The sequence below is a fragment of the Streptomyces spiralis genome (assembly GCF_014654675.1).
Taxonomy (GTDB): domain Bacteria; phylum Actinomycetota; class Actinomycetes; order Streptomycetales; family Streptomycetaceae; genus Streptomyces; species Streptomyces spiralis.
The window spans coordinates 96,105-116,244 of sequence record NZ_BNBC01000032.1 but is presented as its reverse complement, the minus strand read 5'-3'; the positions used below and the strand labels follow the sequence as shown (position 1 = coordinate 116,244).

17 protein-coding genes are annotated in these 20,140 nt (G+C 69.8%); 7 read left to right on the top strand and 10 right to left on the bottom strand.

Annotated features, from left to right (window positions below; genetic code table 11):
* Window positions 1-108 precede the first annotated feature (108 nt).
* Entirely contained in the window at window positions 109-801 is a 693-nt protein-coding gene (locus IE318_RS45270) for an ATP-binding protein (RefSeq protein ID WP_268256754.1), read from the top strand.
* Here the strand turns inward: IE318_RS45270 and IE318_RS28835 are convergent.
* From IE318_RS28835 to IE318_RS28820, 4 genes are read right to left on the bottom strand one after another with little or no spacing between them, the layout of a single operon-like run.
* Entirely contained in the window at window positions 713-1,834 is a 1,122-nt protein-coding gene (locus IE318_RS28835; protein WP_189905016.1) for an acetoin dehydrogenase dihydrolipoyllysine-residue acetyltransferase subunit, read from the bottom strand. The two genes, IE318_RS45270 and IE318_RS28835, sit on opposite strands and share 89 nt — an antisense overlap.
* A gap of 8 nt (window positions 1,835-1,842) precedes the next feature.
* Window positions 1,843-2,856 carry an alpha-ketoacid dehydrogenase subunit beta gene (locus tag IE318_RS28830; protein WP_189905014.1) on the bottom strand — a complete coding sequence of 338 codons (1,014 nt, stop codon included), beginning with the start codon at window positions 2,854-2,856 and terminating at the stop codon, window positions 1,843-1,845.
* A gap of 26 nt (window positions 2,857-2,882) precedes the next feature.
* A complete protein-coding gene (locus tag IE318_RS28825; protein ID WP_189905012.1) occupies window positions 2,883-3,887 on the bottom strand; it encodes a thiamine pyrophosphate-dependent dehydrogenase E1 component subunit alpha in 1,005 nt (334 codons plus the stop codon).
* Between the two features lie 45 nt (window positions 3,888-3,932).
* Window positions 3,933-4,973 carry an ATP-NAD kinase family protein gene (locus IE318_RS28820; protein WP_189905010.1) on the bottom strand — a complete coding sequence of 347 codons (1,041 nt, stop codon included), beginning with the start codon at window positions 4,971-4,973 and terminating at the stop codon, window positions 3,933-3,935.
* Window positions 4,974-5,142: 169 nt separating this feature from the next.
* Here IE318_RS28820 and lipA point away from each other — a divergent pair, with 169 nt between their 5' ends.
* Window positions 5,143-6,081, top strand: a complete 939-nt coding sequence (gene lipA / locus IE318_RS28815; RefSeq protein WP_189905008.1) for a lipoyl synthase — start codon at window positions 5,143-5,145, stop codon at window positions 6,079-6,081.
* Window positions 6,078-7,445, top strand: a complete 1,368-nt coding sequence (lpdA, locus tag IE318_RS28810) for a dihydrolipoyl dehydrogenase (RefSeq protein WP_189905006.1) — start codon at window positions 6,078-6,080, stop codon at window positions 7,443-7,445. The genes lipA and lpdA overlap by 4 nt, the downstream gene beginning before the upstream one ends.
* A 95-nt stretch (window positions 7,446-7,540) precedes the next feature.
* On the opposite strand, the gene IE318_RS28805 is transcribed toward lpdA, so the two are convergent.
* Complete coding sequence (locus IE318_RS28805) at window positions 7,541-8,740, bottom strand: sigma-54-dependent transcriptional regulator family protein (RefSeq protein ID WP_189905004.1); 1,200 nt, start codon at window positions 8,738-8,740, stop codon at window positions 7,541-7,543.
* A gap of 185 nt (window positions 8,741-8,925) precedes the next feature.
* On the opposite strand from IE318_RS28805, the gene IE318_RS28800 reads away from it, so the two are divergent.
* From IE318_RS28800 to IE318_RS28785, 4 genes are all read left to right on the top strand, one after another.
* On the top strand, window positions 8,926-10,086 hold the full coding sequence (locus IE318_RS28800; RefSeq protein ID WP_229903801.1) for a 2,3-butanediol dehydrogenase: 1,161 nt from the start codon (window positions 8,926-8,928) through the stop codon (window positions 10,084-10,086).
* A 922-nt stretch (window positions 10,087-11,008) separates the two neighbouring features.
* Entirely contained in the window at window positions 11,009-11,152 is a 144-nt protein-coding gene (locus IE318_RS28795) for a LysR family transcriptional regulator (protein WP_189905002.1), read from the top strand.
* 113 nt (window positions 11,153-11,265) lie between these two features.
* On the top strand, window positions 11,266-12,999 hold the full coding sequence (gene oxc / locus IE318_RS28790; RefSeq protein WP_189905000.1) for an oxalyl-CoA decarboxylase: 1,734 nt from the start codon (window positions 11,266-11,268) through the stop codon (window positions 12,997-12,999).
* Between the two features lie 174 nt (window positions 13,000-13,173).
* Entirely contained in the window at window positions 13,174-13,809 is a 636-nt protein-coding gene (locus IE318_RS28785) for a carbonic anhydrase (protein WP_189904998.1), read from the top strand.
* 108 nt (window positions 13,810-13,917) lie between these two features.
* On the opposite strand, the gene IE318_RS28780 is transcribed toward IE318_RS28785, so the two are convergent.
* From IE318_RS28780 to IE318_RS28760, 5 genes are all read right to left on the bottom strand, one after another.
* A complete protein-coding gene (locus IE318_RS28780; protein WP_189904997.1) occupies window positions 13,918-14,145 on the bottom strand; it encodes a formate dehydrogenase subunit delta in 228 nt (75 codons plus the stop codon).
* A gap of 1 nt (window position 14,146) precedes the next feature.
* Window positions 14,147-16,987: a formate dehydrogenase subunit alpha gene (gene fdhF / locus IE318_RS28775; RefSeq protein ID WP_189904995.1), complete on the bottom strand. Its 2,841-nt coding sequence runs from the start codon at window positions 16,985-16,987 to the stop codon at window positions 14,147-14,149.
* On the bottom strand, window positions 16,984-18,552 hold the full coding sequence (locus IE318_RS28770; protein WP_189904993.1) for a formate dehydrogenase beta subunit: 1,569 nt from the start codon (window positions 18,550-18,552) through the stop codon (window positions 16,984-16,986). Before IE318_RS28770 ends, fdhF begins: the two co-directional genes overlap by 4 nt.
* Window positions 18,553-18,596: 44 nt before the next feature.
* Window positions 18,597-19,076: an NAD(P)H-dependent oxidoreductase subunit E gene (locus IE318_RS28765; RefSeq protein ID WP_189904991.1), complete on the bottom strand. Its 480-nt coding sequence runs from the start codon at window positions 19,074-19,076 to the stop codon at window positions 18,597-18,599.
* 272 nt (window positions 19,077-19,348) lie between these two features.
* The gene (locus IE318_RS28760) at window positions 19,349-20,104 is read right to left on the bottom strand and encodes an acyl-CoA dehydrogenase family protein (protein WP_189904989.1); all 756 of its coding nucleotides are present in this window, start codon (window positions 20,102-20,104) and stop codon (window positions 19,349-19,351) included.
* Window positions 20,105-20,140 lie beyond the last annotated feature (36 nt).

The following is a 20,140-nucleotide window of genomic DNA, read 5'->3' as shown; positions in this document are numbered from 1 at the left end:
CCCGACGACCACCGCGCCGGCGCAGGCGGTGGCGACAGCGGGGCCGGACACCCACGTGTCCGGCCCCGCGACGTCCCCCCGGGCCGGGACACCCCCCATCCGGGCAGGGTGAATGCACCCCGTCGCCCAGCTACAGAGCACCGGACAACCGCGACCGCCCCCGCTCATGAGGCCGTCCTGTCCCTGCCGGCGGAGGCCCGCTGGGTTCCGGTGGCCCGCCGCTGCGTCGTCGCCGTCCTGACCCAGTGGCGCTTCCCGTCCGCCGACCGGGAGTCCGCCGAGCTCATCGTCGGGGAACTCGCCGCGAACGCCGCCGAGCACGGCCGTCACGACATGACCGTCCACCTCTCCCTGCACAAGGGACTCCTGTGGATCTCGGTGACGGACTCCGGCCTCCCGGGCCGAACACGGCGTCCCCGGAATGCCGACTCCGACGAACACGGCCGGGGTATGGCCATCGTCGAACTGCTGGCCCTGGAGGTCCGGGTACGCCAAGGTCCACTCGGCCGACGCGTGGACGTGGCGCTCACCGCGACCGCCACGCGGTGCTGGAACGACAGTGCCATTGCCCGGGCATCGGGAGAAACTCCGGCGGGCCCTTGTCGGCATGAAGCTTGGCCGGCCGTCGGTGCCGCGGCCCCCGGCGGGAGCGGATTCGTGGGTCTGCCGGAGGACTGTTCTCACGTCCTCCGGCAGACGATGGCTCGCGTCCTCAGCCGTCCAGGGCCCCGGTCACGGCGTCGACCACGGCAGAGGGCTGTTCCATGTGGACCATGTGCCCGGCATGGTCGACATAGGTGACCTGGGCACGGCCTCCCAGTGCAGTTGCGTTGGCGGCCGGCAGTACCTGGTCCGCGCGGCCCCACACCACTGTGACCGGGCCCGCGAACTTCTGGAGCAGGGCGGCGGCGTCGATTCCCGGTCGGTCGCCGTCGAGCAGCGTGCCGAGCAGGCGGTCGAGCGCCTGCTGAACGCCGTCGAGCCGCTTGAACTTCATCAGGTCGTCGGCGAGTTGCCGGGTGACCTGTCCGGAGTCGGCGAACAGGTGGAGCAGGTGCGGCTTGAGTTCCCGCCGTGAGGAGGCGGAGGCGAATCCGCGCAGATAGTCGGCGTTGATGGTGTCGCCGTAGCCGGCGGGTGCGACGAGGGTCAGCGAGGCGATCCTGCCGGGTTCGCGGGCAGCGGCGGCGGTGACCACGGCGCCGCCGAGTGAGTGCCCGACCAGGTGGACGCGTTCGATGCCCTGCTGTTCGAGGAAACCGAGCAGCGCGCCGGCGAGGGTGTCGAGGGAACCGTCGCCGACGTCCTTGGTGGAGTCGCCGTGGCCGGGCAGGTCGATCGCGTGAACGGTCGCGCGGGCCGACAGCGGCTCCTGCACGAAGAGCCAGGAGTTCTTGTCGCCGCCGTAACCGTGTACGAGCAGCACGGTCTCCTCTGCGGCGCCGAGGGTCGCGTAGGAGAGGGTACGGCCGTCCACCTGCACTGTCCCGAGGACGGGTCCGGCGACCTCGTCGACCGCGCCGGAGTCCAGTTCCTCGCGCGCGGCGCGGGCCGCTTCGTCGATCAGTTCCTCCGGCACGTCGGCCGGAGCGATCAGCGCGATCGTGCCGCCGACGGGGACGTCCTCGTTCGTCTCGGCGATGATCCGCCGCACGAGACCCGCCCCCGCCGACTCCAGCGCCCCGGTGATCTTGTCGGTGTCGATGTCGGCCAGGTCGTCACCTTCGGCCACCTCGTCGCCCTCGGCCACGAACCAGGCGGTGATCTTGCCACTCTTCATCGACAGGCCCCACTTGGGCATGGTGACCTTCGTGATGGCGTCTTCGGTGCTCACAGGATCCGTCACTTCTTCCAGTCCATGGTCTTCTTGACGGCGTTGGCCACCTTCTGCGCGTCCGGGATGTAGAGCTGCTCCAGGGTCTGCGCGAAGGGCACCGGAGTGTGCGGGGCGGTGACCATCTCGATCGGCGCCCGCAAGGCGCCGAACGCCTCCTGCGCCACCAGGGCCGAGATGTCGGTGGCCATGCTGCAGCGCGGGGTGGCCTCGTCGACCACGACCAGCCGGCCGGTGTTCTCGACGCTCTCGAGGATCGTGTCGCTGTCGAGGGGGCTGGTGGTGCGCGGGTCGATGATCTCCGCCTGGACACCCTGCCGGGCCAGTTCGGCCGCCGCCTCCTCGGCCACCGAGACCATCCGACCGAGGGCGACGATGGTGACATCGTCGCCGTCACGGACCACGTTGGCCTCGCCGAAGGGGATGGTGTAGCTGTCCTCGGGTACCTCGCCGGTCATGTCGTAGAGCGCCTTGTGCTCGCAGAAGATGACCGGGTCGTTGTCGCGGATGGCCTGGATGAGCAGGCCCTTGGCCTCGTACGGGCTGGAGGGCAGGACGACCTTGAGACCCGGGATGTGGGTGAAGACCGGGTACAGGCACTGGGAGTGCTGGGCGGCGGCGTTGAGACCGGCTCCGTACATGGTCCGCACCACCACGGGTGTGACGGCCTTGCCGCCGAACATGTAGCGGAACTTGGCCGCCTGGTTGAAGATCTGGTCGAAGCAGACGCCCATGAAGTCGATGAACATCAGCTCGGCCACCGGGCGCAGGCCGCGTGTCGCGGCGCCGACCGCGGCGCCGACGAACGCCGATTCCGAGATCGGCGTGTCCAGCACCCTTCCCGGGAACTGCTCGTACAGCCCCTTGGTCACGCCGAGGACACCGCCCCATGCGTCGTCCTCACCGGGACTGCCCGCGCCGCCCGCGTTGTCCTCGCCCATGACGATGACGGACGGGTCGCGCTCCATCTCCTGCCTGAGCGCCTCGTTGACCGCCTCGCGATAGCTGATCGTGCGTGCCATGATCGTGCTCCTGGAAGTGTTCGGGGTCAGTAGGTGACGTAGACGTCGGTGGTGAGGTCGTCCGCGGTCGGCGTCGGGGCCTGCTTGGCCTCCGTCACCGCGGCCTCGATGAGACCGGCCACTTCCCCGTCGATGCCGTCCAGTGCGGCCGCGTCGAGCCGGCCGGAAGCGGTGACACGCTCGCGGAACTGCTTGAGGCAGTCCAGTGACGCGCGAGCCCGCGCCACCTCGTCGGCGCGGTATGTCTGCTGGTCGCCCTCGAAGTGCCCGTAGTACCGGGTGAACTTGACCTCGATCAGGGTGGGCCCTCCGCCTTCGCGGGCCCGCTCGATCGCCTCACCCGCGGCCTCGTACACCGCGAAGAAGTCGAAGCCGTCCACGATCACGCCCGGCATGCCGAATCCGGCGGCGCGGTCGGCGATGTTGTCGCAGGCCACCGACCAGGTGGCCGCCGTGGCCTCCGCGTAGCCGTTGTTCTCCGCCACGAAGATCGCGGGCAGGTTCCACACCGAGGCGAGGTTGAGCGCTTCCAGGGTGGTCCCCTGATTGCTCGCCCCGTCACCGAAGAACGCCACGCCGACGCCACCGGTCCCCTGCTGCTTGGCGGCCAGAGCGGTGCCGCAGATCAGGGGCGGACCGCCGCCGACGATGCCGTTCGCACCGAGCATGCCCTTGGACAGGTCGGCGATGTGCATCGAGCCGCCCTTGCCCCGGCAGGACCCCGTGACGCGCCCGTAGATCTCGGCCATCATCTCCTTGACGTCCACGCCCTTGGCGATGCAGTGCCCGTGGCCGCGGTGCGTGCTGGCGATCGAGTCGCGCTCGTCGAGGTGGGCGCACACCGCGGTGGCCGAGGCTTCCTCGCCGGCGTACAGGTGCACGAACCCCGGAATCTCGCCGGTGGCGAACTCGAGGTGCAGCCGCTCCTCGAACTCGCGGATGGTGCGCATGGTGCGATACGCCTCCAGGAGTGCCTTCTCGTCGAGCCCCGACGTGGCCTGGGCGGCCTGGGCCGGTTGAGTGGGTGTCATCGTTGACGGTCCTTTCTTCTTGGGCTCTTGTCGGTCCGGTCGTCCTCAGACCGCGGTGCGAGAGGCACGGAGCAGGCCGGCTCGTGCCGCCTGGCTCATCACGGCGGTGACGTCGACGCAGAGCGGCCCGTCCTCCCTGAGCCGCACCGTGGCACCGGTCGTGCCGGCCAGTTCCAGTTCGCGCTCGCCGTCGAAGGCCACCACGCCGCGGGGGGTGCTGATCTCCACCTGCTCGCCGGTGCGCAGGGGCCGCCAGGCGGCCACCCCGACGGGCAGCACCAGGCCCGGGGCGATCGGCGCGTTGACCACGGTGGGTGCTTGCTCCGCCGCGCACAGACGCACCGCGACGCCCTCGGGCTTGTCCCGCGGGCTGGGGCACAGCAGGCCCGCTATGGAGGACAGGCCGGTCGCGTCCGGCTCGGCGAAGGTGCAGTACAACTCGGTGAGGGCGTCGGGATGCCATAGGGCGCGGGAGCCGACGTAGGGCGCTGTGGACACCGCGACGTCGACCAGTGCGAGCTCGGTCCGCTCGCTGGTGCGTACCTCGAGTGCGTGAGCCCGGCCGGCGGCGATCCCCCGGTCCACGGCGCCGGTGGCCACCAGGCCGGCCGCCAGGCCGGCGACTGTGGCCTCACGCATCTGCGGGAATGCGTTGTTGGTACCCGTGGACAGTGACAGCAACGGCACGTCGTACCCGGGGCCGGCGAGCAACGCCGCCGTGGCCACGCGTGCGGTTCCGTCGCCGCCCAGGCAGATGATCACCTCGGCGCCGGCCTCGACCATGCGGCGGACCGCGTTGGCCGTGTCCTGGGCGCTGTCGGTGAGGGCATCGTCATCGACGAAGCGGACCTGCGGCCATGGCGTGCTCTTCGCCGGCCGGTTCCGCACGGCCCTCGATACGCCCGCGGAGATCCCTCCGAGATCGACGGACACCAGCACCGTCTCGACGCCGACCGTGCCCAGCGCCGTGAGTATGCGCTGCACCATGTTGGCTTTCTCGGCTGTCGGGAAAACCGATGCGCCGGATACAAGCCTCCGGATGTCCCGGCCGGAGGCAGGGTTGGCCACAATGCCCACCGCAGTCATGCCGCAGGGCCCTTTCACGATCCGATGTGACCGGCGTCCTCCGGCCACGAGGGTCATGGGACTGCGGAAACGGCCCAGCGGGACAGGGTTGCAAGGAATTGCACGCAGCGGTGGATGCAATCGACTGCAACGTCTTGTGAGCGCGGCGCGGTGATCGGACCGTGGGCCGATGACAAGTGTGCAACCGGACGGACGACGTCTCCTGCGACTGGAAGTCCGCAACAGCGCAGTCCCGATCGAGCGAAAGCCTTCCTGGATCAGGACCCGTATTCGGACGGGGCCGGAATTCACCGAACTGCAGGAACTCGTGCGCCGCGAGAGACTGCATACCGTGTGCGAGGAGGCGGCCTGTCCGAACATCTTCGAGTGCTGGGAAGATCGGGAGGCCACCTTTCTGATCGGCGGGGATCGGTGCACCCGCCGCTGCGATTTCTGCCAGATCGACACGGGAAAACCGGCCGAGCCGGATCCTGCGGAGCCGCTGCGCGTCGCCGAGTCGGTGGGCGCGATGAAGCTCCGATACGCGACGGTCACCGGCGTGGCGCGGGACGACCTGCCTGACGGCGGTGCGTGGTTGTACGCGGAGACGGTGCGGCAGATCCACCGACGTAACCCGGGCACCGCGGTCGAGGTGCTGATACCGGACTTCAACGGCGGACCGGAACTCCTTGGCCAGGTGTTCGGCGCGTGTCCGGAGGTGCTGGCGCACAACATGGAGACGGTGCCCAGGATCTTCCGGCGAATTCGTCCTGGTTTCGATTACTTGCGCTCGCTCGGCGTGCTGGCTCAGGCACGGGAGGCCGGGCTGGTGACCAAATCGAATCTGATCCTGGGGATGGGCGAAACCGGCGAAGAGGTGGTGCAGACGCTGCGCGACCTTCACGCGGCGGGATGCCGGCTGCTGACCATCACCCAGTACCTGCGACCGTCGGTGCGGCACCACCCGGTCGAACGGTGGGTACCGCCGGAGGAGTTCGACCGGCTCCACGACTGCGCACGTGAGATCGGGTTCGAAGGAGTGATGGCGGGCCCGTTGGTGCGCTCCTCCTACCGGGCCGGACGGCTCTACCGGCAGACGCAGGAAGCCGGACAAGGAGAAGCGAAGTGACCACTGCCGACCTGGTGATCCTCGGTGGCGGATCCGGTGGCTACGCCGCGGCCTTCCGGGCGGCCGCGCTGGGCCGGTCCGTGACACTCATCGAGAAGGAGAAGCTCGGCGGGACCTGCCTGCACCGCGGCTGCATCCCCACCAAGGCCCTCCTGCATGCGGCGGAGGTCGCCGACACCGCGCGCGATGGAGGGCAGTTCGGCGTGAGGGCCGCCTTCGAAGGCATCGACCTCGCGAGAGTCCACGCATACAAGGACTCGGTCGTCTCCCGCCTCCACAAGGGCTTGCAGAGCTTGGCGGAGGCCCACGAGGTCACCGTGATCGAGGGACGTGGCACCTTCGTCGGCGGCACCACCGTCGACGTCGAGGGCACCCGCTGCACCGGGCGCAACCTCGTCCTCGCCACCGGCTCCCGCTCCAAGTCCCTGCCCGGCCTCGAGCTGGGCGGAAGGATCATCACCAGCGAGGAGGCACTGCGGCTGGACTACATCCCCGAGAAGGTCGTCGTGCTCGGCGGCGGCGTCATCGGCGTCGAGTTCGCCAGCGTCTGGGCGTCCTTCGGCGCCGAAGTGACCATCGTCGAGGCACTGCCGCGCCTCCTGCCCGCCGAGGACGAGTTCTCCTCCAAGCAGCTGGAGCGCGCGTTGCGGCGCCGCAGGATTCGGGTCAGAACCGGGGTGAAGTTCACCGGCGCCCGACAGGACGAGCAGGGCGTGAGCATCGCACTGGATTCCGGTGACACGCTTGAATGCGACGTTCTGCTGGTGGCCGTGGGCCGTGGCCCGAACACCGCCGGCCACGGCTACGAGGAGTCCGGGCTGAGACTGGAGCGCGGTTTCGTCGCCACCGACGAACGCCTGCGGACCAACCTGCCCGACGTGTACGCCGTGGGTGACATCGTGGCGGGCCCGCAACTGGCACACCGCGGCTTCGCGCAGGGCGTGTTCGTGGCCGAAGCGATCGCTGGGCTGAACCCGCCTCCCATCGACGAGGCCGGCATCCCGCGGGTGACGTTCTCCCGTCCGGAGGTCGCCTCGGTGGGGCTGACCGAGGCAGCCGCCAACGAGAAGTACAAGACCGGCGTCACGACCCTCACGTACGACCTCGCAGGCAACGGAAAAAGCCAAATCCTCAGGACCACGGGGGCGATCAAGCTGGTCGAAGCACCCGACGGACGCGTGGTGGGTCTGCACATGGTCGGCGATCGTGTCGGGGAGCTGATCGGCGAGGCCCAGCTGATCTACAACCTGGAACTCCTGCCCGAACGGATCGCGCCGCTCATCCACGCACACCCGACCCAGTCCGAGGCGCTGGGCGAAGCGCACCTCGCACTTGCCGGAAAGCCACTGCACGCACACAGCTGACCGGTGGTCCACTTCTGCCGGTGAGGGAGGGGCCGGGCATCGCGTCCGGCCCCGGCTGCGTCGGCGCCTCCACGCGAACCCCGCTGTTCTCCGAGTCACGGTGCGCCGGCGTCCTCGGTGACGGTCAGCCGGACACCGTCGGCGAGGCGGTAGGGCCGGGTCGCCACAATCCCTCCGAGCTGGCGGCGAAGACGCGACACCTCGGCACGCACCGATACAAGGTGCCCCGCATCGCCGAACAATGCCTGACTGAGCGCTTCCGCGGACAGGCCGGCGGGACCCGCACGGTGCAGGAGCGCGAGTATTTCGGCATGCCGTTTCGTGATGAGCCGGCGCCATCCCGTGTCACCCGCCTGTACCTGGAGCAACGGGGAGCCGGACAGGTCGAGTTCGAGCAGCACCTCTCGCCCGCGGGTGAAGGGCCGGACGAGCCAGCCGTTCGGCAGACGCTCGGGCACGCAGGCGCCGAAACCGGGCACAGCGAGGGTCTGCCTGGCAGCCGGTGCGGCGATCCGTGCGCCCACGGCGACGCCGGAGCTGTGTGCGACCCACCCGTGATCGTCGACCACAAGCGCCGGACCCGAAGTGGCGGCCAGAAGCGGTGCGGCTGACTGCCGAAGCCGCTCAAGACGCTCCTGGTGACACCGCCAGACCTGGGCCTCCATGAGACGGCGCCCGGTCTCGGCCAACGCGCCGACCGCCGGGTGCAGTGTGAGGGCGGGGCCGCTGATGTCGACGATGCCCAGCAGATCCCCGGTGCGGGGATCGTGGACCGGGCAGGCGGTGCAGTACCAAGCGTGCTGGTCCTGCTCGAAGTGTTCACCGGAGAGCAGCTCCACCGGCGCGGCCTCGGCAAGCGCGGTGCCGATCGCATTGGTGCCCACCTGTGCCTCCGTCCAGACCGCGCCTTCGGTGAAACCGAGGGCGTCGGCACGGCGCCGCACCGATGAAGCGCCGGCTCGCCAGAGGATGGCGCCATCCGCGTCCGCGACCACCAGCAGCATGTGAGAGGCGTCCGGATTTGCTTCGAAGATCTGTATGAAATCCTGGACAGCACTGCGCATGGGTGATGCGCACCGCCGGCGTGCGATCTCTTCCTCCGTCACGGAGACGCGCGGGTTCCCTCCGCGCACCGCAAGGCCCATCCGCAGCATGCGCGTCCAGGACCGGGAGACGAGGGGACGCGGCGCCAGGGGTGGACGGCTTCCGCCGATGACAGCTTCATGCATCCGGACCAGGTCCCGGGCGTAGTCGGGCAGGCTCCGGCCCGCAGGGATCGCACTGTGCACGCTCACGACCGCACCTCCCGCATCTTCGCGCCGCCCGGGAGCGTATCCGCAGTGTGAACCGAGCGCTACTGACGTGCAACAAACTCCATGCAATTCCCTGCAACCCTGTCGAGCCCGTCCGTCGGGGCCGTGTAATCAGCGCGACGGCGCGGTGATCCGCGACTCTGCGAGGGCGCTCGCAGCGGATTCCGATGATCCCTACAAGAAGGCGCGCTCCACAGACAAAGGGATGCGAGCAAAAGGCCGCCCCGCCATGCCGCTGCGAAATCCACCCGCCAGCAAGGGAGCCGAGAATGAGGGCAGCACGCTTCTACGGTCCGGGCGACATCCGGATCGACGATGTACGGGAACCAGCGACACGACCGGGCACCGTCAAGGTCGAGGTCGAATGGTGCGGCATCTGCGGCACCGACCTCCACGAGTATCTGGAAGGCCCCATTTTCGCGCCGGCCGAAGGTACGCCGCACCCCCTGACGGGCGAGACCGTGCCCATCACTCTGGGGCACGAGTTCGCGGGGGTGGTCCGGGAACTCGGTGACGGTGTCGATGATCTGCGCGTGGGCGACCGGGTCGTTGTCGAGCCCTACCTCGTGTGCGGCCGGTGCGACCCCTGTCTGCGCGGCATGTACAACGTCTGCCAGTCGCTGGGATTCGTCGGGCTCTCCGGCGGAGGAGGCGGATTCTCGCAATTCGTCGTGGCCGAACGCCGCTGGATCCATCCGCTCGGCGAACTCGGCACCGACGTGGGGGCGCTCATCGAGCCACTCGCGGTCGCCTACCACGCCGTACGGCTGTCCGGCGCCCGGTCCGGCGACACCGCCATCGTGTTCGGTGCGGGACCGATCGGCCTGGTGACCACGGCTGTTCTGCGTGCGGTCGGCACCGAGTCGATCATCGTCGTGGAGCCGGCGGACGTACGCAAGGCCAAAGCGGCCATGGCCGGCGCCGACCACATTCTCGATCCCACCACTACGGACATCGCTACGGCGGTGTCAGAACTGACCAATGGCCGCAACGCCGACGTGACCTTCGAATGCGCCGGCATCGACGCAGTGCTCAAGTCCGCGATCCTTTCCACCCGCGCGGGCGGCACCTGCGTGAACGTCGCCATCTGGGGACACGAGGCCAAGGTCGCACTGAACGATCTGGTGTTCCGCGAGGTCAAGGTGCTCGGCAGCCTCGCATACGCGAACGACCACCCGGCGACCATTGACATGGTCGCGAGCGGCCGGGTGGACCCGTACCAGTTCATCACCGGCCGCATCGGTCTCGACGACATCGTCACGAGCGGCTTCGACGAACTGGTGAACAACAAGGAGGAAAACGTCAAGATCCTCGTCCGCCCGCACTGAGAGCGCGCGATCGGCCGACGCTCGACCAGACCGCGGAGCCGGCCGACCAGCGGCCTGATGGACTCCATCAGCTCCCGGGCCTCCGCCGCCGCGTCACTGTCGTCCTGGGGCAGCAACTCTTCGTCGATGAAGGTCATCAGCAGGTCCAGGACGGGGATGGATCGTACCTCGACCGCGACGGCGGTGGCGTTGGCGCCGAAGTGGTCAGACGGTTGCGCACAGGGAGATCGCCGGGGTCGTGCCAGGCTCGCCGCCGGCGCTCCCGGGCGGGTGTAGCTGCGCAGGTACTCGTCGACGTCACGGTCTGTCAGGGCGCCGCTGGCCTGAGCGTGTTCGTAGAAATGTGAGAGCGGGATCGCTTGCGGCCCCGGGCGAGGTCCTCCGCGAGGGAGGGCACCTGGAAGAAGCCGAAGTGCCACAGTCCGGCGCGGTCGATGAACTCCTGCAGGCAGCACGCCCGGGACGAGCCCCGAAGCCGTGCAATTCGGCCGCGGCACAGGCCGTCCGGTCGGGCGGACCACCCGGGCCGGATGCCCCATCGGCCGGCGGATCGGGGAGAAGACCGGCAGCGGCGACCACGCGGAGTCCACTGACATCACGGTGATTCGGCCGCCCCATCACACCCCGCTGGTCCTCACCGTCTTCACCGCCCCCGAGGACCCCGGGTCCACCACCGGCCGGCACACCGTCGCGGAGCAACTCGCATCGCGGCCAGAGCGCTTGGGTCCCGGAGCACAACCACTGTCTGGGTGACGGACTCCGAAACTAAGCCACGGGTCAGGGCCGACCGCCTGCTGCGCACCCTTTCTTCGAGTCGGAGCTCGGTCGCGGCAACGACATGCGGATCAGTGAGCGCAGGAGTATGGCGCCCATTCACTGAAGAAGGGATACTGCATACAATACTCAGCAGGAGGGGCCGCTCATGTTGTTCCGGCAGCTCGAGTACTTCGTGGCAGTGGCCGGGGAGAAGCACTTCGCCCGGGCGGCGGACGCGTGCTGCGTCTCGCAGCCGGCTCTGTCGACCGCCATGGCCGACCTGGGACGAGGTCTTCCTGCGGATCGGTGAACGCCGTGAATCAGCTGGTGGGCAAAAGATCTTGGATTCATCGGCCCTTCCACGCCGATGGCGAAGAGCACACGCAGTACGAACTTGGCGACCCTCTAGGAAGGATCCGGACCATGACGGACGTTGTCACCCAGGACACCGGGGCGGAGGGCGCCGAAGAACCGGCCGCCCTGACCGACGGTATCCATCTGGTCGTCGACGCGCTGAAGCTCAACGGAGTCGAGAACATCTACGGTGTCGTGGGCATCCCGATCACCGACCTGGCGCGGCTCGCCCAGGCGTCGGGAATCCGCTACATCGGCTTCCGGCACGAGAGCGACGCCGCTCACGCGGCGGCCGCCGCCGGCTTCCTCACCCAGCGGCCCGGCATATGCCTGACGGTGTCGGCGCCGGGCTTCCTCAACGGTCTTGTGGGCCTCGCCAACGCAACCACCAACTGTTTCCCGATGGTGCAGATCTCCGGCTCCAGCGAGCGCCACATCGTCGACCTCCAGCGGGGCGACTACGAGGAGATGGACCAGCTGTCGGCCGCCAAGCAGTTCGCCAAGGCCGCGTTCCGCGTGTCCCGGGCCGAGGACATCGGGCGCGGTATCGCCCGGTCCATCCGTACAGCGATCTCCGGCCGTCCCGGCGGCGTCTATCTGGACATCCCGGCGGCCGTGCTCGGTGAGATCATCGACGCGGAAAAGGGCGCCGCCTCCCTGTGGGAGCTCGTCGACCCGGCGCCGCGCCAGCTGCCCGAGCCGGCGGCCGTGGACCGGGCCATCGACCTGCTCGCAGGCGCCGAGCGGCCACTGATCGTGCTCGGCAAGGGCGCCGCGTACGCCCGCGCGGACGAGTCGATCCGCGAGTTCGTCGAGTCCACGGGCATCCCCTACGTACCGATGTCGATGGCCAAGGGCCTGCTGCCCGACGACCACCCTCAGTCGGCGGCCACCTCGCGCTCCCTCGCGCTGAAGCGGGCAGACGTCGTCATGCTGGTCGGCGCGCGCCTCAACTGGCTTCTCGGGCACGGTGACGCGCCCCAGTGGAACCCGAACGCCAGGTTCGTCCAGGTCGACATCGCGGCCAACGAGATGGACAGCAACCAGCCCATCGCGGCCCCGCTCGTCGGCGACATCGGTTCCGTGATGGACGCGCTGGTCGAGCGCAGCAAGCCGGGCCGGATCAGCGCGCCGGCGCAGTGGCGGGAAGAGATCGCCGCCAAGTCGGAGCAGAACGTGGCCAGGATGGCCAAGCGCCTTCAAGACGCGAAGACGGCGCACCCGATGAAGTTCCTGGGCGCCCTGCAGGCCGTCCGCGACGTCCTGGGGGACAACCCTCGCGCCTACGTGGTCAACGAGGGCGCCAACGCCCTCGACCTGACGCGCAACACGATCGGCATGAAGGTGCCGCGCCACCGCCTGGACAGCGGCACCTGGGGCGTCATGGGCATCGGCATGGGTTACGCGATCGCCACCGCCGTGGAGACCGGTGAGCCGGTCGTCGCCATCGAGGGCGACAGCGCCTTCGGGTTCAGCGGCATGGAGATCGAGGTGATCTGCCGCTACAACCTGCCGGTCGTCACCGTCGTCCTCAACAACAGCGGTGTCTACCGTGGTGACGAGGCCTCCCCCAACGGGGACCCGGCGCCCACGTACCTGAGGGCCCGCCACGACCTCATGATCGAGGCGTTCGGCGGCAAGGGCTACCGGGCCACCACTCCCGACGAGGTCGCCGCCGCGCTGCGCGAAGCCCTGGCGGCAGGTGTGCCGGCACTCATCGACTGTGTGATCGACCCCGCGGACGGCACGGAGAGCGGCAACATCTCGCACCTCAACCCCAAGGGGCTCACGGCCAAACGATGACGCGCCGGCCGTCCCGCACCGGTGTCGGGGACGCCGCGCACCGGCCGCGCGGCGTCCCGGCGCCCTTCCGCGCCGTGTCGCAACTGAACGAGAGGCCCTGGACCCCGCACGTGCACCGCACTCCCCCGCCCTGTCGGAGATCGGTGGTTCGGGGGTTTCCTCGAAAGGATTCCGATGACCCTGACCAGTACGCCCACGGCGGCCGAGGCCCTGGACATCCTCCTGACCGGCAACCGGCGCTTCGTCGACGGGGCCCCGCAGCACCCCAACCAGGACGCCGCGCACCGCGCCTCGCTCGCACCCGCACAGCATCCCTTCGCAGTGGTCTTCGGCTGCTCCGACTCACGCCTGGCCGCGGAGATCGTCTTCGACCGGGGTCTCGGCGACCTGTTCGTGGTGCGCACCGCCGGCCATGTCACGGGGCCCGAGGTGCTGGGGAGCATCGAGTACGGCGTCGACCGACTCGGCTGCCCCCTCGTGGTGGTGCTCGGGCACGACGCCTGCGGCGCCGTCCGGGCCGCACGCGGCGTGCTCGACGACGGACTGTCCCCGTCGGGCTACGTGCGCGACGTCGTCGAACGTGTGACGTCCAGCGTGCTCGCCGCCCGGGCGGCGGGGCTGAGCGAGGAATGCGACATCGTGGACGAGCATGTCCGGCACACCGTGGACCTGCTGCTCGACCGCTCACCCGCCCTGGCGAAGGGCGGCACCGGCGTCGTCGGCCTGTCCTACCATCTCGACGACGGACAGGTCAGGCTGGTCACCACCCGCGGCCTGGACGGCCTGGGGGACGGCATCGAGGCCGCCTGATCCCCCGGAAGGCCCCCAAGCCACGGCAGGACCGCGCCCCGGTCTCCCCGCCGAAAGGGAGACCGGGGCGCGGTCGTGCTCCCGGCCCCTGTCGGGGCCGGGAGGCGGTTATTTCTTCCGGGACTTCCGCAGCATCCCCGCGCCCATGACGACCACCGGGTGCAGGTCGTCCGCCTCGGCGTCCACCAACTCCACCAGCCGGGCCCGCATCCGCGGGTCCCAGAACCGCTCGATGTGGCCCGCGAGCATCTCGGCGGCCTGGCCGGCGGGCACGTGGGCCAAGTTCGCGGCGATCTGGTTCGCCATCCGCTGCTCGGACGGCACGAGGGCGGTCATCTCAGTCCACCCCCGCGACCCGGCCGGCCCCGACCGTTGCGGAGACGGCTTCGGGGACCGCTTCCGAGGCATGTCGCTCGAGCGGGTGCGCGAGCCCGACCTGGACAGCGGTCACCTTGTACTCCGGGCAGTTGGTCGCCCAGTCGGAGCTCTCCGTCGTCACCACGTTCGCGCCCGTCACGGGGTGGTGGAACGTGGTGTACACGACGCCCGGCGGCATCCGGTCGGAGATCTTCGCCCTCAGGGTCGTACGGCCCACCCTGCTGGCCAGCGTCACCAGGTCGCCGTCGGTGATGCCGCGGTTCTCCGCGTCCAGGGCATGCAGTTCGAGGACGTCCTCCGCGTGCCAGGCCACATTGCCGGTGCGTCGGGTCTGCGCGCCCACGTTGTACTGGCTGAGGATGCGGCCCGTGGTCAGCACCAGCGGAAAGCGCGAGGTGGTGCGCTCGTCCGTGGGAACGTACGCGGTGACCACGAACCTGCCCTTGCCACGGGTGAATTCGTCCACGTGCATGGTCGGAGTACCCTGCGGCGCCTCGACGTTGCACGGCCACTGGACGCTGCCGAGTTCGTCGAGGCGTTTGAAGGAGATGCCCTGGAACGTCGGCGTCACCTGGGCGATCTCGTCCAGGATCTGGCCCGGGTCGTCATAGGACATCGGATAGCCCATGGCGGTGGCGATCTCGCAGACGATCTGCCACTCGTGCTTGCCCGACTTCGGCTTCATCACCGAGCGGACCCGGTTGACCCGGCGCTCGGCGTTGGTGAAGGTGCCGTCCTTCTCGAGGAACGAAGCGCCCGGCAGGAAGACATGCGCGAACTTCGCCGTCTCGTTCAGGAACAGGTCCTGGACCACGACCAGGTCCATGGCCTCGAGCGCGGCACTGACGTGCCGGAGGTTCGGGTCGGACTGGGCGATGTCCTCGCCGTGCACGAACAGGCCCCTGAACGAACCGTCGATCGCCGCGTCGAACATGTTGGGGATGCGCAGGCCCGGTTCGGCAAGCAACTCGCGTCCCCACAGCTCCTCGAACACGGCGCGCACCGCGTCGTCGGAGACATGCCGGTAGGCCGTGAACTCGTGCGGGAAGGAGCCCATGTCACAGGACCCCTGCACGTTGTTCTGGCCGCGCAGCGGGTTGACGCCGACGCCCTCGCGCCCGATGTTGCCGCACGCCATCGCGAGGTTGGCCATTCCCATGACCATGGTGGAGCCCTGGCTGTGCTCGGTGACACCGAGGCCGTAGTAGATGGCGGCGTTGGGTGCCGCGGCGTACAGCCGTGCGGCGGAGCGCAGTTCGTCCGCCGGGACACCGGTGACCGGCTCGGTCGCCTCGGGGCTGTTCTCGGGCCGGGCGACGAAGTCGGCCCACTCCTCGAAGCCTTCGCACCGGTCCGCCACGAAGCCGCGGTCCACCAGGCCCTCGGTGACGACGACATGGGCGATCGAGTTGATGACGGCGACGTTGGTGCTCGGCTTGAGCTGGAGGTGGTGCGCGGCCTCGATGTGCGGGGAGCGCACCAGGTCGATGCGGCGCGGGTCGACGACGATCAGCTCGGCGCCCTCACGCAGCCGTCGCTTCATCCGCGAGGCGAACACCGGGTGTGCGTCGGTGGGGTTGGCTCCGATCACCATGATGACGTCGGCCTCGGCCACCGAACGGAAGTCCTGCGTGCCCGCGGACTCGCCGAAGGTCTGCTTCAGCCCGTACCCGGTGGGCGAGTGGCAGACCCGGGCGCAGGTGTCGACGTTGTTGTTGCCGAAGGCCGCGCGCACCATCTTCTGGACGACATAGACCTCTTCGTTGGTGCACCGTGAGGAGCTGATGGCACCGATCGAGGCCGGACCGTGGGTGTCCTGGATGGCGCGCATCCTGGTGGCGACCGTCTGGATGGCCTCCTCCCACTCGACCTCGCGCCAGGGGTCCGTGATCTTCTCGCGGACCATCGGCTTGAGCCTGCGGTCGGGGTGGGTGGCGTAGCCGAAGGCGAAGCGGCCCTTGACGCAGGAGTGGCCCTCGTTCGCCCCGCCGTCCTTGTAGGGCACCATCCGGACCAGTTCGTCACCGCGCAGTTCGGCCTTGAAGGAGCAGCCGACCCCGCAGTACGCACAGGTCGTGATCACCGAGCGGGACGGCATGCCGAGCTCGACGACCGACTTCTCCTGCAGCGTCGCCGTCGGGCAGGCCTGCACACACGCGCCGCACGAGACGCACTCGGAGTCCAGGAAGGACTCGCCGGCGCTCGCGGCAACCTTGGAGCCGAACCCGCGGCCCTCGATGGTCAGCGCGAAGGTGCCCTGGATCTCACCGCAGGCACGTACGCAACGCGAGCAGGCGATGCACTTGGACGGGCTGAAGTCGAAGTAAGGGTTGCTGGTGTCGGGTTCGGCGTCGAGGTGGTTCTCCCCCTCGTAGCCGTAGCGCACCTGGCGCAGGCCCACCGCGCCCGCCATGTCCTGCAGTTCGCAGTCGCCGTTGGCCGAGCACGTCAGGCAGTCCAGCGGGTGGTCGGAGATGTAGAGCTCCATGACGCCCTGGCGCAGCTTCTCCAGCTTGGGCGTCTGGGTCCGGACGACCATTCCCTCGCTGCACGGGGTGGTACAGGACGCGGGAGTGCCGCGCCGCCCGTCGATCTCCACCAGGCAGAGCCGGCAGGAGCCGAACGGCTCCAGGCTGTCCGTGGCGCAGAGCTTGGGGACGTCGATGCCGGCGACAGCCGCCGCCCGCATCACCGAGGTGCCCTCCGGCACCGTGACGGACAGTCCGTCCACCTCGACCGAGACGGTCGTCTCACCCGGCCGTTCCGGGGTGCCGAAGTCGGGCTCCTTGAGCAGTGTCATACCGTTCCCTCCTCCCTCGCGAGGAAGTCGTCGGAGAAGTGTGCGATGGCGCTGCGCACCGGCATCGGGGTCAACCCGCCCATGGCGCACAGCGATCCGTCGGTCATCAGCTCGCACAGGTCCTCGAGCAGCGCGAGGTTGCCGTCGCGGTCCTCACCGGCCACGATCTTGTCGATCACCTCGACACCGCGTACCGAACCCACGCGGCACGGCGTGCACTTGCCGCAGGACTCGGCGGCGCAGAACTCCATCGCGAAGCGGGCCTGCGCGGCCATGTCGACCGAGTCGTCGAAGACCACGACCCCACCGTGCCCCAGCATGGCACCGGCCGCGGCGAACGCCTCGTACTCCATGGGCAGATCGAACATCGAGGCCGGCAGATAGGCGCCGAGCGGCCCGCCCACCTGCACCGTACGCACGGGACGTCCCGACAGCGTGCCACCGCCGAAGTCCTCGACCAGCTCGCGCAGCGTGACGCCGAACGCGGTCTCCACGATGCCGCCGCGCGCCACGTTGCCGCCGAGCTGGAAGACCTGGGTGCCGCGCGAGCGCTGGACGCCCAGGTCCTGGTAGGCCTTCGCACCGTTCGCGAGGATCACCGGGACCGTGGCGAGGGTCAGGACGTTGTTGACCACGGTCGGCTTGCCGAACAGGCCCTGGATCGCGGGGATCGGCGGCTTGGCGCGCACCTGGCCGCGCCTGCCCTCCAGGCTCTCCAGCATGGAGGTCTCCTCGCCGCAGATGTACGCCCCGGCGCCGACGCGTACGTGCAGGTCGAAGCTGAGGTCCGAGCCGAGGATGCGCTCGCCCAGCCAGCCCTGCTCGCGGGCGATGCCGATGGCGGCGCGCATCGTGGCCACCGCGTCGGGGTACTCCGAGCGGATGTAGATGTAGCCCTCGCTCGCCCCGACCGCGTGGGCGGCGATCGTCATGCCCTCGATGAGCATGAAGGGGTCGCCCTCCATGACCATGCGGTCCGCGAAGGTGCCGCTGTCGCCCTCGTCGGCGTTGCAGCAGACGAACTTCAGCTCGTCGGCGCGGTCGAGCACCGTCTTCCACTTGATGCCGGCGGGGAAGCCGGCTCCGCCGCGGCCGCGCAGTCCGGACTCCGTGACCGCGGCCACGACTTCGGCGGGCGGCAGCGCAAGTGCCGTGCGCAGACCGGCCGTTCCACCGTGGCGTTCGTAGTCCTGCGGGGAGAGCGGATCGACGATGCCGACCCTGGCGAAGGTGACCCGGTTCTGGCGGGCCAGCCACGGCAGCCGGTCCACCACGCCGAGCCGCAGCGGGTGTTCGGCGCCGTCCAGCAGGCCGGCGCCGACGAGGCCCGGCACGTCCTCGGGTGCCACCGGGCCGTAGCCGACGCGTCCGTCGGGCGTGACCACCTCGACCAGCGGTTCCAGCCAGAGCATTCCGCGCGAGCCGTTGCGCACGATGTCGACCTGCCGGCCCTGGGCGCCCGCGGCCCGGCGGACCGCATCGGCCACCGCGTCCGCGCCGACGGACCGCGCCGCCGAGTCACGCGGGACGTACACCCGCACCGGGCAGTTCGGATCCTGGGTCATGCTCGGGGCTCCGTCCTGGGTCATGTCCTGGCCCTTGTCCGGCGTCATGACGTCACCGCCTCGCCGAGCACCGAGCGCAGGCGCTCAGCGGTCATGCGTCCAAGGACCTTGCCGTCCACCTCGACGGACGGGCCCAGGGCACAGTTGCCGAGACAGAAGACCTGCTCCACGGTGACCGAGCCGTCCGCACGGGTCCCGCCGATCGGTGAGCCCGCCTCCCGGGCGCAGTCCACCAGGTCGGCCGCACCGAGGGCCTGGCAGGCCTCCGCGCGGCAGATGCGCACCGTGGTGCGTCCGGCGGGCGCGTCGCGGAAGTCGTGGTAGAAGGTGATCACCCCGTGCACATCGGCCCGGGACAGGTTGAGCTCCCGGGCGAGCAGCGGGACGGCCTCCTTCGGTATGTGGCCCAGTTCGGCCTGGACCGCGTGCAGGATCTCCAGCAGCGGGCCGCGCTCGCCACGATGGGCCGCGACGATCGCACCGATGGCTGCCTCTGTCGTCACGTCACTGGCGCTCGTCGTCATGAATCCTCCCCCTCACCGTTGCACACCTGTGCATCCCTGCCCTTGCTCGGTCGGCTCCACGGGGTGGTGATCGACGAGCCCGGCGATCCCGTCGCCCTGCTCGTACGGTGCATAACGCCCCTGATTCACGTACTGGGTTCTGTGGTGAGCCCGGCTCTTCGAATACTGTATGCAGTACACGTCTCCGCGCCTACCGTCCGGAGCTCGCGAGTTCGCCCCGGGCTTCCGCCCGCCGGCGCACCGGCGCATCCGCCGCCGCGCCTCGGCGCGGGTCAGCCGACGGCTTCGGCCATAGCCGGTTCGGTGTCCGCCGCGGGCAGCGCGGCCAGCCAGGCGCGTACGGTGCTCAGGACCCCGTCGAGCCCGCCGTCGTCCTGGGCGAGCATCGCGTCGGCCGGAACCAGCACGGGGTCGGCGTACACCGCGGCCGCCCCGCTGCCGCGCGGCCCGGCGCCACTGGGACGGGCCGGCACATGCAGACCGGGGGCGTCCGCGGGAACCAGCCACAGGGTCTGCCCCGCCCCGCCGCCCGCGACCGGGGGCGAGGACCAGATGTAGCTGTCGGCCTCGCCCGCCGCGACGACGTCGCGCTTGCAGGCGTGCAGCGCCACCACGTCCCCGGCGCGCCGGATCGCCGTGGCCCGGATGCCCGCACCGCGCGGTCCGCCCTCGTCCCCGTCCGCGTCCGCGTCCGCCAGGGCGAGGGTGCTGAGGTGATGTCCTGCGGCCACCTTCCGGCGCACCCACGGGGAGCCGTACTCCTCGATGAAGGCGACGGCGGCGTAGTGGGACCGGAGCACGGCGCCGGTCGCCGGGCACAGACGCGACACCCGGGTCACGACCTCGGCGGCCTCGTTGAGCCCAAGGCCTCCGCCGCCGAGGTCGGCACGGACCGTGAGTCCGAGGAGGCCGGCCTCCGAGAGGGCGGCCACCGACGCGCGCGGGAACCTCGCACTGAGGCTGGTCTGTTCGGCCGAGGAGGCGATGGCGCCGCTCAGGACGGAGGCGAGGGCGGAGCGGTAGGACATGGCGGCTCCTTGAAAGTCTCGGAGGATTGCATACTG